15 protein-coding genes are annotated in these 13,373 nt (G+C 68.1%); 6 read left to right on the forward strand and 9 right to left on the reverse strand.

Features of this window, described 5'->3' with window-relative positions:
• The first annotated feature begins 3 nt into the window (after positions 1-3).
• From HWX36_RS22795 to HWX36_RS22805, 3 genes are all read left to right on the forward strand, one after another.
• The gene (locus HWX36_RS22795; RefSeq protein ID WP_175954974.1) at positions 4-387 is read left to right on the forward strand and encodes a tautomerase family protein; all 384 of its coding nucleotides are present in this window, start codon (positions 4-6) and stop codon (positions 385-387) included.
• Positions 388-513: 126 nt separating this feature from the next.
• Positions 514-2,154 carry a CHAD domain-containing protein gene (locus tag HWX36_RS22800; protein ID WP_175954976.1) on the forward strand — a complete coding sequence of 547 codons (1,641 nt, stop codon included), beginning with the start codon at positions 514-516 and terminating at the stop codon, positions 2,152-2,154.
• A 48-nt stretch (positions 2,155-2,202) separates the two neighbouring features.
• Positions 2,203-3,039, forward strand: coding sequence for a TOBE domain-containing protein (locus HWX36_RS22805; protein WP_175954978.1), 837 nt, complete (start codon positions 2,203-2,205; stop codon positions 3,037-3,039).
• A 167-nt stretch (positions 3,040-3,206) separates the two neighbouring features.
• Here the strand turns inward: HWX36_RS22805 and HWX36_RS22810 are convergent, their stop codons facing one another.
• From HWX36_RS22810 to HWX36_RS22825, 4 genes are all read right to left on the reverse strand, one after another.
• Positions 3,207-3,908 carry an ATP-binding cassette domain-containing protein gene (locus HWX36_RS22810; RefSeq protein WP_175954980.1) on the reverse strand — a complete coding sequence of 234 codons (702 nt, stop codon included), beginning with the start codon at positions 3,906-3,908 and terminating at the stop codon, positions 3,207-3,209.
• Between the two features lie 64 nt (positions 3,909-3,972).
• On the reverse strand, positions 3,973-4,650 hold the full coding sequence (gene modB / locus HWX36_RS22815; RefSeq protein ID WP_175954982.1) for a molybdate ABC transporter permease subunit: 678 nt from the start codon (positions 4,648-4,650) through the stop codon (positions 3,973-3,975).
• 10 nt (positions 4,651-4,660) lie between these two features.
• Positions 4,661-5,461, reverse strand: coding sequence for a molybdate ABC transporter substrate-binding protein (gene modA, locus HWX36_RS22820; protein ID WP_175954984.1), 801 nt, complete (start codon positions 5,459-5,461; stop codon positions 4,661-4,663).
• Positions 5,462-5,598: 137 nt separating this feature from the next.
• The gene (locus HWX36_RS22825; RefSeq protein WP_175954986.1) at positions 5,599-6,297 is read right to left on the reverse strand and encodes a phosphatase PAP2 family protein; all 699 of its coding nucleotides are present in this window, start codon (positions 6,295-6,297) and stop codon (positions 5,599-5,601) included.
• A 248-nt stretch (positions 6,298-6,545) separates the two neighbouring features.
• Here HWX36_RS22825 and HWX36_RS22830 point away from each other — a divergent pair, with 248 nt between their 5' ends.
• Positions 6,546-7,655: a PHB depolymerase family esterase gene (locus HWX36_RS22830; protein ID WP_175954988.1), complete on the forward strand. Its 1,110-nt coding sequence runs from the start codon at positions 6,546-6,548 to the stop codon at positions 7,653-7,655.
• A gap of 81 nt (positions 7,656-7,736) precedes the next feature.
• Positions 7,737-7,913: a DUF3563 family protein gene (locus tag HWX36_RS22835; RefSeq protein WP_175954990.1), complete on the forward strand. Its 177-nt coding sequence runs from the start codon at positions 7,737-7,739 to the stop codon at positions 7,911-7,913.
• Positions 7,914-8,031: 118 nt separating this feature from the next.
• On the opposite strand, the gene HWX36_RS22840 is transcribed toward HWX36_RS22835, so the two are convergent.
• The 5 genes from HWX36_RS22840 to HWX36_RS22860 all read right to left on the reverse strand — a co-directional run bounded on the left by HWX36_RS22840 (position 8,032) and on the right by HWX36_RS22860 (position 11,543).
• Positions 8,032-8,451, reverse strand: a complete 420-nt coding sequence (locus HWX36_RS22840; RefSeq protein ID WP_175954992.1) for an organic hydroperoxide resistance protein — start codon at positions 8,449-8,451, stop codon at positions 8,032-8,034.
• A 156-nt stretch (positions 8,452-8,607) separates the two neighbouring features.
• On the reverse strand, positions 8,608-9,060 hold the full coding sequence (locus HWX36_RS22845; protein WP_175954994.1) for a MarR family transcriptional regulator: 453 nt from the start codon (positions 9,058-9,060) through the stop codon (positions 8,608-8,610).
• A 187-nt stretch (positions 9,061-9,247) separates the two neighbouring features.
• On the reverse strand, positions 9,248-10,057 hold the full coding sequence (locus HWX36_RS22850) for a BPSS1780 family membrane protein (RefSeq protein WP_175954996.1): 810 nt from the start codon (positions 10,055-10,057) through the stop codon (positions 9,248-9,250).
• A complete protein-coding gene (locus tag HWX36_RS22855; protein ID WP_175954998.1) occupies positions 10,048-11,046 on the reverse strand; it encodes a homoserine kinase in 999 nt (332 codons plus the stop codon). The genes HWX36_RS22850 and HWX36_RS22855 overlap by 10 nt, the downstream gene beginning before the upstream one ends.
• Before the next feature lie 101 nt (positions 11,047-11,147).
• Positions 11,148-11,543, reverse strand: coding sequence for a hypothetical protein (locus HWX36_RS22860; RefSeq protein ID WP_039358086.1), 396 nt, complete (start codon positions 11,541-11,543; stop codon positions 11,148-11,150).
• Positions 11,544-11,672: 129 nt separating this feature from the next.
• Here HWX36_RS22860 and HWX36_RS22865 point away from each other — a divergent pair, with 129 nt between their 5' ends.
• Complete coding sequence (locus HWX36_RS22865; protein WP_175955000.1) at positions 11,673-13,199, forward strand: AMP nucleosidase; 1,527 nt, start codon at positions 11,673-11,675, stop codon at positions 13,197-13,199.
• Positions 13,200-13,373 lie beyond the last annotated feature (174 nt).

Raw genomic sequence — 13,373 nt, forward strand, 5'->3', positions numbered from 1 at the left:
ACCATGCCATTCACCCGTATCGCCGTCCGCGAAGGCAAGCTGGCCGCCTACCGCGCGGCGCTCGTCGACGGCGTGCATCGCGCGCTGATGCACACGTTCAACGTGCCCGAGGACGACATCTTCATGGTCGTCACCGAGCATGCGGCCGAGAACTTCGTGTTCGGGCGTCACTACCTCGATATCGAACGCAGCGACGATCTCGTGATGATCCAGATCACCGCGAACAACACGCGTACGCTCGAGCAGAAGCGGGCGCTGTACCGGGCGATCGCGGACAACCTCGCACAGCAGCCCGGCGTGCGGCAGCAGGACGTATTCATCAGTCTGGTCGAGGTGCTGAAGGAGGACTGGTCGTTCGGCAACGGCATCGCGCAATACGCCGTTTGACCTGCGACAGCGCGACAGGGCCGGATCGCTGCCTGCGAGTTTCGGCGACGTGTACTATGGAAGCAGCTTCACGGGCGACGCCGGCGCGAACGATGCGCCGGCGATTCTTCATGTGCAGGGGCCTCCATGTCGCGTGTGCTGGAAATCGTGTTGTCGCTGTCGCTGGAAGGCTGGCCGGTCAAGGCTGCAAGTCGCGCCCGCGGCGCGCAGCGTGATTTCGGCGCCGAACTCGTGCGTGCGTGGCGGATCTGCCCGCAGGTCCGGATGCGCCGCGGCCACGAGCGCGTGACGATCGAGCCGTGCCGGATCGAGGAGGCCGAGCCGAGCCCCGGCGCGAGCTGGTGGACGTGGGTCGAATCGAATGCGCAAGGCAGGCGGGTCGTCGCGTCGCGCACGAAGGCGTTTGCGCCGGGTGTCACGGCGCGCGAACTGTTCGACGCGGAGCATGCGGGCATCGTCGTCGCGATGCCGCCGCCCGTACCCGAGGCGACCGTCGCAGCCGAGGCCATCGTCGCGGCAGGCGAAGCCGACGGCGCCGCGCCGGATCCGACCGGGCGCCCGGAGGAGGCCGGTACCCAGCCGGAATCGCCGGCGCTGCGCCTCGTCAGCGAACGGCGGCGCGGGCGCTGGGCCGACGACAGCGGCGTCGTGGTCGAGATGACGCTCGACGACGTCACGCTGCATCATGGTAGCGAGCCGCCGCGCCGCTACGTCGAACTGCGCCTTGCCGCGCCCGACTGGGAAACGCTGCCCGCGCGCACGGCCGCGCTGCAAGCGCTGTTTGCCGCGGCGCGCGAATTGAGCGGTGCGTGGCCCGCATTCGCGCAACTGACGAGCGTGATCGATCGCGCATGCGCGGCCGAGCCGGCCGCCGACGGGCCGCCCGTCAAGGCGAAGCTCGTCGACCTGACCGGCGTGCGCACGCAGCGCGCCGCGCTGTTCGCGCTGTCCGGCGACATCACCGCGCAATGGCTCGGCAACGAGGGCGGGGTGCTCGAGCACGACGATCCCGAATTCGTGCACCAGATGCGCGTTGCGCTGCGCCGCCTGCGCACGCTGATGCGCTTCTTCCCGCTCTTTGTCGACCGCCAGTGGCGCGACACGCTCGGTGTCGACCTGCGCTGGCTTGCCTCGCTGCTCGGCACCGTGCGCGACTGGGACGTGTTCGCGACCGAAAGCCTGCCCGCACTGATCGCGGCCGACGGCGGCGACGGCGAGTGGAACGGCACGCTCGACGCCGCGCGCGCGCAGTGCGCGGCTGCACGGGTCGAGCTGCGGCAGGCGCTGCATTCGGCCCGCTATGCGCGGCTGACGCTCGGCTGGCTCGAATGGCTGAGCGCGCTTGCGCTGCCGCCCGCCGAAGACGGCGACGCGCCCTCGCTGCGGCGCCACGCGACGAAGCGTGTCCGGCGGCTGTTCGGTCATCTGTACGCATCGCCGTCGCTCACATCGCTCGACACGGCCGCGCGCCATCAGGTGCGGATCGACGCGAAGCGGCTGCGCTATGCGCTCGAATTCTTCGCGTCGCTGGCGTCGCGCCGCACGCGCACCGAAACGGTCAAGACGCTCACGCGCGTGCAGAGCGTGCTCGGCGAAGCGAACGACACGATGGTCGCGCTGCATCACCTCGAAAAATTGGCTGCGCCGCCTTACCAGCTCGGTTTCGTGCGCGGCTACGGCGCGGCGCTCGAGCAGCGCGCGGCGCGCGACGCCGAGACGCTGCTGGCCAGCCTGCGGCCGCCGAAGCTCGACGGCAAGCCGGGTTGACCGGCACGCGCTGACTATAATGGCCGCCCGATTCCCGCACGTATCCCGATGACCGACGCACCGCATTCTTCCCCGTCCGCCGAACCGCTCGAACTGGGCGGCGAGCTGTGGCTGCGCGCCGGCGAGCAGACGCTCGGCGGCGCCACGCGCATCGCGTTGCTCGCGGCGATCGGCGACACCGGTTCGATCACGCGCGCGGCGAAGGCCGTCGGCCTCAGCTACAAGGCGGCGTGGGATGCGGTCGACACGATGAACAATCTTGCCGGCGAACCGCTCGTCGCGCGTTCGACGGGCGGCAAGGGCGGCGGCGGCACGACGCTGACGGCGCGCGCGACGTCGCTGATCGCCGCGTTCCGCACGATCGAGCGCGAGCATCGCCGGTTCATCGAGGCCGCGAGCGCGGCCGTGGCCGGGTTCGACGTCGACTGGGCGCTGATCGGCCGCATCGGGATGAAGACCAGCGCGCGCAACCAGTTGTTCGGAAAGGTCGCATCGATCGTGCGCGGTACCGTCAACGACGAGGTCACGCTCACGCTGCCCGGCGGACAGCCGATCGTTGCCGTGCTGACGCACGAGAGCGCCGATGCGCTCGGCCTGCAGGTCGGCGCGCACGCCTGCGCGCTGGTGAAGGCGTCGTGGGTCGTGCTCGCGGTCGACGATGGCGAGCCCGAGATGAAGGTGTCCGCGCGGAATCAACTGCGCGGCAGCGTGGAAACCGTCGCGGCGGGCGCGGTGAACAGCGAGGTGACACTGGCGCTCGACGGCGGCGGGACGCTGACGGCCGTCGTGACCAACGACAGCGTCGATGCGTTGCAACTCGACGCCGGCCGGCGGGCGATCGCGCTGTTCAAGGCGTCGAGCGTGATTCTTGCGGTGACGGGCTGACGAGGCAGGCCGGGCGGCGCGCTTCGAGGATCGTGCGACGGGCGGGGCGAAGCCGGCATCGCACAGTGCCTGCACGGCGCCGGCTTCGTTTCCGCTTTCAGCACGTGCCGCTACGCGCGGCTTCTCTCAGGCTCCAACCTGCCTGCCACGACCACGGCCTCGCGCGCTCATGCGACGCGCGTCGGCCACTCGGCGTGCGGCGGAGCCGCCTGCACGCGTCCTTCGCTCAACTGCACGACCTGGTCGCCGAACGCGGCAACGTCGTCGGGATCGTGCGAGATCAGCACCATCGGGATATCGAGTCGCGCCTGCAGCTCGGCGAGCTCGTGACGCATGCGCTGGCGCATGGCGCCGTCGAGCGCCGCGAACGGTTCGTCGAGCAGCAGGATCCGCGGCTGCGCGACCAGTGCGCGCGCCAGCGCGACGCGCTGTTTCTGCCCGCCCGACAATTGCGACGGATACTGTCCCGCGAGCGCTTCGAGATCGAATGCTTGCAGCCAGTACGCGACTTCCCGCGGCACCGCCTTCGCGCGCGGATTGCGCAGCCCCGATGTCAGCCCGAACGCGATGTTCTGGCGCACGTTCAGATGCGGAAACAGTGCGTAATCCTGGAACAGGTACGCGACGCGGCGCTCGCGGGTCGGCACGTCGATGCGGCGAGCGGCGTCGAACAGCGGTTCGTCGTTCAGCACGATCGTGCCTTCGTCGGGCGACAGCAGGCCGGCGATCGCCTGCAGCGTCATGCTCTTGCCCGCGCCGGACGGCCCGAACAGCACGACGCGCTGCGTCGTCGCCGTGAACGACACGTCGAGCGTGAAGCGGCGCTCGGCGTTCGCGTAGGTCTTGCGGATGTCGACGACGAGGCTCATGCGAACCTCCGTCGACGCAACCCGGCGGCCTGGCGAAGCAGGCGATACGGACGAATTGCGCGCGTCATGTCAGCTGGCTCCGCCGGGCGCGCGACGGCACGAGCCAGCCGGTCGCGAGCAGCACCAGCACGCAGGTGATCGACGTCACCAGCACGAGGAAGTTGGCCGTGCTGTCGTCGCCGGCCTGCACGGCCGCGTAGATCGCGACCGACAGCGTCTGCGTGCGGCCGGGCAGGTTGCCCGCGATCATCAGCGTCGCGCCGAACTCGCCGAGCGCGCGTGCGAACGCGAGTAGCGCGCCCGCGAGAATTCCGCGCGTGGCGAGCGGCAGCGTCACACGGAAGAACACCGCGGCTTCGCCGAGCCCGAGCGTGCGCGCCGCGCGTTCGAGGTGCGGATCGACGCCTTCGAACGCAGCCCGGGCCGACTTCAGGATCAACGGGAACGCGACGACCATCGACGCGATCACCGCGCCTTGCCACGTGAAGACGAGCTCGATGCCGAGCTTGTCGAGCCACGCGCCGAACACGCCGCGCCGGCCGAGCAGCACGAGCAGGTAATACCCGAGCACCGTCGGCGGCAGCACGAGCGGCAGCGTCAGCACGGAATCGACGACGTCGCGCAGCGGCGAGCGCCAGCGCGCGAGCATGAACGCGGCCGCGACGCCGAGCACGATGTCGAGCGCGGTTGCCCAGCCGGCAACCTTCAGCGACAGCAGCAGCGGTATCCAGGCGTCTTGCATCGCGCTACGCTCACTTGCCCGCAGGCTTGAAGCCGAACGTCGACAGCACGGCCTGGCCCTGCGGCGACACGACGAAGTCGATGAACGACTGCGCGTGCGCGGCGTGGCGGCTGTCCTTGACTACGGCGATCGGATAGGTGATGGCCGTCTTCGTCGGCACGGTCAGCGCAACTTTCACGCGGCCCGGCATGATCGCAGCGTCGGTACCGAACACGAAGCCTGCGTCGACCTCACCGCGCGCGACGTAGTCGAGGCTCTGGCGCACGTTCGCGGCCAGCACGCCCTTCGCGCTGACGGCATCCCACACGCCGGCCGCGCGCAGTGCGCCTTCCGTGTAGCGGCCGACCGGCACCGATGCCGGGTCGCCGTACGCGATGCGCTTCACGCCGGGCGCCGTCAGGTCGTTCAGCGACGTCGGTGCGGCGGCCTTGTTGTCCGCCGGCACGATCAGCACGAGCGAGTTCGCCGCGAAATCGCGCCGCGTGCCGGGCACGATCACTTTTTCGTCGGCCGCACGGTCCATCGCCTTCTGGTCGGCCGACGCGAACACGTCAGCCGGTGCGCCCTTGACGATCTGCTGCATCAGCACGTCCGACGCGCCGAAGTTGAACAGCACCTTGGTATCCGGATGCTGCTTCTCGTACGCATCGCCGACGGCCTTGAACGCGTTCGTCAGGCTGGCGGCGGCCGACACGACCAGTTCATCCGCGGCGCAAGCGGGCGCGCTGAACGCGATACCGGCAGCGGCAAGCGTGGCGATCGGCAGCAGGCGGAGCAGGGTGCGGCGAAGCGGACGGACGGTTGGGCGCATGGCGGATTCGTTTTGGATGGGTGGAAACCGTAATCGTAATATAGGGCGGGTTATAACGCTCGACATACCGCTCATGCGGTGGCACGCATGTAATGGTCAGACGTGAAAGGGAGCGGGTGTGACGGCGGGGCGGCCGGTCACGTACGGAGCGTTTGCAGCGACGACTGGGTGCGCTGCAGCGACGACGGCTGCGATGCCGGACGGTAGTTCGGGTTGGCCTTCCAGCGCGCGCGGACGAACGGACGCTCGTGGCCCGACAGTTGCAGCGCCACCTTGGTGACCCAACGATGCGACGGCACCGTGATGCCGTGCAGCGCCACGGTGACGAGCGCGAGGCTCGCGACGACCGCAGGCACCGACCAGCGGTGCGGCACCGCGCGCCACGAGCCGGCGATGAACGCGAGCGCGGCGATCGCGCCGACGATACAGCCGGTGATCGATTCGGACGGCGAATGTGCGTCGAGCGCGACGCGCGATACGCCGACCGCGATGCCGGCCGCGAGCCCGAGCGCGATGCCGGCGATTCGCATTGGCGTGCGCGTGCGGATCAGCGCCAGGAAAATCGCGACCGGATAGACCGACGTCGACAGCATGGCATGGCCGCTGAACCCCGTGAAATCCCACTTGCGGATGCCGATTCCCCAGCCGAGGAACGCGATCTTCGTGAGCGCGACCACGCCGATCGCGGCCGCGAGCACGCCGAGCCACGCGGCCGCGCGCTGCCACGAGTAGCCGAGCGCGAGCCAGACGGCGATCGTGATCGCGAGCGGCAAGGTCAAGCCGGCGCCGCCGAACGCGGTGATCATGATCCACAGGTGAGACGGCAGGTCGAACATCGGGAAGGGGACGAACGAAGGCGGGGAAGATGCTTAAATCAACGCGCGAGCCGGAAAGAACGACTACAACGGATACAAGCGACGAAGCCCCAGTATAGCGCCGCGTGCGCCCGAGCCCCGTTTTTTGCGCGGCCGGGAACTATCCGCATGCAGGAAAAATCCCAGAAACAATGTTATGGTGCATTGCACAAAGACGAACGATGCATCCGCTGTGGTGCCCCTATTTTTCCTGACTGCGAGCCCGATCGATGACTAAAAGTCTGACCAAGGTGTGGCTGGGCGGCATGAAACGCATCCTGTCTCCGGCCGCCAAGCGCGCGGCGCGCGACGCGCAACGCATCACACGCGACGCACTCGAGGCCGTGGCCTCTCCTGCCGTATCCGATCCGTCCCCGCCGCGCGAATCGCGCGTGCGGCCGCGCGCGGCCGCATGGGCGGCCGGCGAGTGGACGCGCGGCGAACATCCGATGGCGCCCGCGCTCGGGCGCCTCGTCCAGAATCTCGCGTACGGCCTCTACGTGCCGCCTGGCCGCCGGCGTGGCGCGATGCCGCTCGTGGTGATGCTGCACGGCTGCCAGCAGTCCGTCGACGAATTCGTGCAAGGCACGCGGATGAATCTGCTGGCCGACAAGCATGGCTTCGCGGTGCTGTATCCGGAGCAGTCGCTGCGCGCGCACGCGCACGGCTGCTGGCATTGGTATGAAGACACCGACCGCGCGGGCCGCGGCGAGGCGAACGCCGTGGCGTCGCTCGTCGACGCGCTCGTCGACGAACACGGTTTCGACGCGTCGCGTGTCTATGTCGCGGGGCTGTCGGCCGGTGCGGGCCTCGCGTCGCTTCTTGCACTGCACCATCCGGACCGTTTTGCGGCGGTGGCGCTGCATTCGGGCCCGGCGCTCGGCGAGGCGAGTTCGGGCATTACCGCGATGGACGTGATGCGGCGCGGGGTACGCCAGAACCCGGCTGCGGCCGTCGATGCGGTGGTCGATGCCGCCGCGTATCCGGGCATGCCCGCGCTGATCGTCCAGGGCGACGGCGACCACGTGGTCGCGCCGAAGAATGCCGACCAGCTGACGGTGCAGTTCATGCGCCTGAACGGGCTCGCCGACAGCCGCGGCGCACTGCGCGGCGGCGAGCGGGTCGAGACGCGCGAAGCGGGCGCGCAGATCACCGATGTCTGCCGCGACGGCGAGCCGGTCGTGCGGCTCTGTCATGTGAAAGGGCTCGACCATGCGTGGGCCGGCGGCGACGAAGCCGTGCCGTTTCATGCAGCGGTCGGCCCCGATGCGAGCGCGATGATCTGGGCCTTTTTCGAAGCGCATCGCCGCACTGTGGCGACCGAACGACGCATCGTCTGATCGACGCTGGCCAAAGACTAGGGTTTTCCCTATAATTCGGGAAAACCCTAGTCAAAGAACCTTTGGATTGCGAGATCAACCATGTACCTGCTGAGCCACCTCTTCCTGATGCTGACCAAGAACGCTGAAAAGGCCTCGAAAGAGCGCGCCGAGGCGTACCTGGCCGAAGCCACCGACATCTACGACCTCGAATTCCGCATGCGCAAGATCGATCGCGAAGCGGCGATGAACCGCCCGTACTCGATCGGCGCGCGCTAAGCGGCGCAGGGCGGGCAGTCAGGTCCGCCGTTCCGGCGAGTTACGCAGCAAAAAAGGGCGCGTGCGGCATGTAGCCGCACGCGCCCTTTTTGCATGCCTGGCCCGGCCTTGTGTCGCGTCAGACGACCGTCAGGCGTACCGGCACGTTGTTGCGCGTCGCGTTCGAGTACGGGCACACGTGGTGCGCCTTTTCGACCAGCGCTTGCGCGTCGGCCTTGTCGAATCCCGGGAGCGACACGCGCAACTCGACGTCGAGCGCGAAACCGCCAGTGTCGTTCGGGCCGATGCCCACTTCCGCCGTGACCTGCGTGTCGGCCGGCAGTGCCTTCTTGTCCTGGCCGGCGACGAATTTCATCGCGCTCAGGAAACAGGCCGAGTAACCTGCGGCAAACAGCTGCTCCGGGTTCGTGCCTTCCGCGCCCGTGCCGCCGAGTTCGCGCGGCGCGGCCAGCTTCACTTCCAGCTTGTTGTCGGCGGATACCGCGCGGCCGTCGCGGCCGCCCGTGCTCGTGGCGCTCGTCTTGTACAGAATGTTCATCGTGCAGCTCCTGTCGGGAAAGGGGAGGAAAAGCGGTCCGGTCGAACGGGGTGTCGCCGGCCACGAGAAAAATATAGAACACAAATCATTTGTGTGCAAATGAATTTTTGAAGAAAAAGCCCGGGCGTGCCGGGCCGGTTCGCCGAGGCTCGCCTGTCAGCGTTCGTTGGCGGCCGACAGCGCGTCGCGCAACTGCTGGAGATCGGTGCGCAGTCTGACCAGGAACTCGGGGGATTGCTGCATCGCGCAAAAGAGATCGACGGGGACCGAGCGCGCGCGATCCTTCAGCGCACGGCCTTCCGGCGTCACAAGTACGTTCACGACGCGTTCGTCGGCCGCGCTGCGCACGCGCTCGACGTAGCCGAGCGCCTCCAGCCGCTTCAGCAGCGGCGTGACCGTGGCCGGGTCGAGGTCGAGCCGCGCGGCGATGTCCTTCACGGCGATGTCGTCGCGTTCCCACAGCACGAGCATCGCGAGATATTGGGGATAGGTCAGCGACAGCTTGTCGAGCAGCGGCTTGTACGCCTTCGTCATCGCGTGCGAAGTCGAGTAGAGCGCGAAGCAGAGTTGCTCGTCGAGCGTCTGGGGCAGCGGGGGCAGGCGGTCCATGATTCGGGAGGCGCGGTGAACGCGCGAACAATTTGCACGCAAATTATTTTGCGCGCAAAAGATCGGGATGAACAGGGGGCGGCCGGCGCGGGCCGGCGGCCGACCGAGGCGGGGAAAGGGATGGGGCGCCGGGAGCCAACCCGCCGCGGAGAACGGTGGCCGGCGCGGGGCGCCGGCCGGGGGTACTTCAGCGACCCGACGTGGTGGTCGTTGCGCCCGGCTCCTGTACGCCGAAGCAGCCGCGATAGGTCGCGTAGAACGAGCAGTACAGCATCGTGACGATGATGATCGTTACCGGCATCATGATCGTCAGCGCGTAGGCGCCGGCGCCGAGCGCCTGCAGCAGCAGCGACAGCGCGAGCGACGTGCCGAGCGCGACGCCGAACCACAGCATGCCGTACACGACGAACGCGCCGCGATTGCGCCAGCAACTGACGACGCTGAAGAACAGCGCCTTGACGGGCGGGACGTCATGCCACGCGACCAGCACCGGCGCGAACCAGAACAGCATCGCGACCGGCAGGTAGAGCAGCGTCGCGAAGAACAGCGCGCCGAGCGTGCCTTGCGCGGCGAGCCCTTCCGGCGTCGTGCTCGCTTCGTCCGCCGCGCCCATCATGACGTGGAACAGCGCGCCGCCGTCCACGAACGACGAAGCGGCGAACACGAGCACCATCGAGGCGACGTAGATCACGCCGAGCACGAGCAGCCGCTGGGTCGCGACGGGGCCGTACGAGCGGAAGCCGTCGACGAGGATCGTCGGCATCACGGGCTTGCCGGCCACCGTGTCGCGGCACGCGGCCATGAAGCCGACCGCGACGCCGGGAATGAATACCAGCGGCAGCGCGGAGCCGATCACGGGCACCATCGATATCAGCGTGATCGCCAGCAGGTACGTGAAGAACAGCGTGATGAACGCGAGCGGGTTCCGGCGGAACAGCCAGACGCCTTGACGGAACCAGACATAGCCCGTTTTGGCGGGCACTTCGATCAGTTGCATGCGGTTTGGATCTCGGGAAGCGCGGGCGTGTGCGCGATACGCTCGCGCAGGATGCGTTCGAAATGGCCGGGGTCGTGCGGCTTGAGCATCTCGGCCGCGCGCGGCAGATAGAAGTCGTACAGGCGCGACACCCAGAAGCGATACGCGCCCGCGCGCAGCATGTCGCTCCAGTGGCGACGCTCCTCGGCCGTGAACGGCCGAACGGTCTGGTATGCGCGCAGCAGCGCGTCGGCGCGCGCGACGTCGAGCACGCCGGTCGCGAGGTCGACGCACCAGTCGTTGACCGTGACCGCGACGTCGAACAGCCACTTGTCGCAGCCGGCGAAATAGAAGTCGAAGAAGCCGCCGAGCCGCACGTCGTGGCCGGTGCCGGGCGCCGCGTGCGCGAACAGCACGTTGTCGCGGAACAGGTCGCAATGGCACGGCCCGGCCGGCAGCGCCGCGTAGTCGTCCGATGCGAAGAAGCTGGCCTGGTGCGCGAGCTCGCCTTCCAGCAGCGCGCGCTGCGGCTCCGTGATGAACGGCACGATCGCCGGCACGTTCTCCTGCCACCACGGCAGGCTGCGCAGGTTCGGCTGGTTGCGCGGATAGTCGCGGCCGGCGAGGTGCAGGCGCGCGAGCATCTGCCCGACCTCGATGCAGTGTTCGACCCCCGGCGCGAGTTCAGCCGAGCCGTCGAGCTTCGTGACGATCGCGGCCGGCTTGCCGTGCAGCATGCCGAACAGCGCGCCGTCGTCACGCGGGATCGGATCGGGCACGGGCACGCCGTGGCCGGCCAGATGGCGCATCAGGTCGAGGTAGAACGGCAGTTGCTGCGCCGTGAGCTTTTCGAAGATCGTGAGGACGTACTCGCCGCGCGTCGTCGTCAGGAAGAAATTGCTGTTTTCGATACCGGACGGAATGCCGCGGAACGCAAGCACGTCGCCCAGTTCGTAGTGGCGCATCCATTGCGCGAGATCGGAGTCGGAAACAGCAGTGAAAACGGCCATGCGGGATGCGTCAGGTCAGGGTGTCGGCACGCGGGCGGCGTGCGTCGCGACAGCGGGTGAAGGGAGGCGGCGCGCGGCGTTCGGTGCCGCGCGCCACGGAATCAGTAGCGCAGGTTCAGCGACGGCAGGCGCGTGATCGGGATGCCCGCGTCGTGCGGCTTCGGCGACGTGTCGGGCGTCGAGCTCATCTGGTAGCGCGTGCCGAAGTTCGACTTCACGTCGATCTCGACCGGTTTGCCGCGATCGCGGTACTCGGTGACTTCGGTGCCGTTCTTGCTCTTTTCGTGGAAGCTCGGCGTGCGGCGGATGTCGGCGAAGTCGACTTTCGACGTGACTTCGGCGCCCGGCCGGTTGATCTTGCGGAGATCGGGCAGGCCGGCGGCCTCGTTGGCCTCGGCCCGGGCCTGCGCGTCGGCGTCAGGCGTGCCGCCGGCGGCGTAAGCGACGCTGGCGGCGGCAAACGCGGCGGCAGCGGCGACGAGAATGAGCGGCTTCATGATGAGTCTCCAGTGAACCCACCGATTTTAGCAAATACTGCGCCCCATCCGGCCCTCGCGTGCGTAGGGGCAGCCATAAGGGCGACCGGGTTCCGTGGTAATGTCGTCGGATCAGACGAGGTGATGAAAATGAAGAACGATTTGAGCCGCCGGCACCGAGTGCTGACGCCCGAGAGCCCGTCAGTCGAGGCTTTCGACGATCCGATCGCCGCCGTCGCGCGGCTGTCCGCCATTTACGACACGAACACGGGCTTCCTGCGCGACGCGTTCGCGCGCTATCGCCGCCACGAACCGATCACCGAGCACGTGCGCGCGTGCTACCCGTTCGTGCGGATCCGCACCGACGTCAACACGCATGTCGATTCGCGCCGCTCGTACGGTTTCGTCGCGGGCCCCGGCGTGTTCGAGACGACGGTCACGCGCCCCGATCTTTTCGCGAACTACTATCGCGAGCAGCTGCGCCTGCTGTCGAAGAACCACCATGTGAAGATCGAGATCGGCGTGTCGTCGCAGCCGATTCCGATCCATTTCGCGTTTCCGGAAGGCATCCATCTCGAGGGCGAGCTCGATCGCGACCGCCTGCTCGCGATGCGCGACATCTTCGATACGCCCGACCTGTCGTATCTCGACGACCGCATCGTCAACGGCACGTTCGAGCCGGCGCCGGGCGAGCCGCATCCGCTTGCGCTGTTCACGGCCGCGCGCGTCGATTTCTCGCTGCACCGGCTGCGCCACTACACGGCGACGTCGCCCACGCATTTCCAGAACTACGTGCTGTACACGAACTACCAGTTCTACATCGACGAGTTCGTGAAGCTGGGCCGCACGGTGATGACGGAGAGCGACGATCCCGAGGTGCGTGCATACCGGAGCCAGTACAGCGCGTTCGTCGAGCCGGGCGATGTCGTCACGTACAACGCGAACCTCGGCAGCGAACCGGCCGAGGGCGCCGCGCCGCCCCGCCTGCCGCAGATGCCCGCGTATCACCTGAAGCGCGCGGACGGCAGCGGCATCACGATGGTCAACATCGGCGTCGGCCCGTCGAACGCGAAGACGATCACCGATCACATCGCGGTGCTGCGTCCGCACGCGTGGGTGATGCTCGGTCACTGCGCGGGGCTGCGCAACACGCAGCGCCTCGGCGACTACGTGCTCGCACACGGCTACGTGCGCGAGGATCACGTGCTCGACGCCGACCTGCCGCTGTGGGTACCGATTCCGGCGCTGGCCGAAGTGCAGCTCGCACTCGAGCGCGGGGTGGCCGACGTGACCCGGCTGGAGGGCGCTGAACTGAAGCGCGTGATGCGCACGGGTACGGTCGCGAGCGTCGACAACCGTAACTGGGAGTTGCGCGATCATCGCGAGCCGGTGCAGCGGCTGTCGCAGAGCCGTGCGATCGCGCTCGACATGGAAAGCGCGACGATCGCCGCGAACGGCTTCCGCTTCCGGGTGCCGTACGGCACGCTGCTATGCGTGTCGGACAAGCCGCTGCATGGTGAACTGAAGCTGCCGGGCATGGCCGACACGTTCTATCGCGGGCAGGTCGACCAGCATCTGCAGATCGGCGTGAGGGCGATGGAGATCCTGCGGACGAACGGGCTCGACAAGCTGCATAGTCGCAAGCTGCGGAGCTTTGCGGAGGTGGCGTTCCAGTAAGTGCGATGACCGGCGGGCCCTGCGGGGCGTCGCCGGGGTTCACGTCTTCCGAGTTGCCACCCTCGCGGACGTGACGGTGCATGCGATCAACAGGGCTGGCAGCGTACGGTCGCGCGCCCGTAATGAGCGACGCGGCTTCGAAACGCAGGCTGGATCCGATCGCAGGCGCCTTGG

Source organism: Burkholderia sp. BCC0405, from assembly GCF_902833075.1.
GTDB lineage: Bacteria > Pseudomonadota > Gammaproteobacteria > Burkholderiales > Burkholderiaceae > Burkholderia.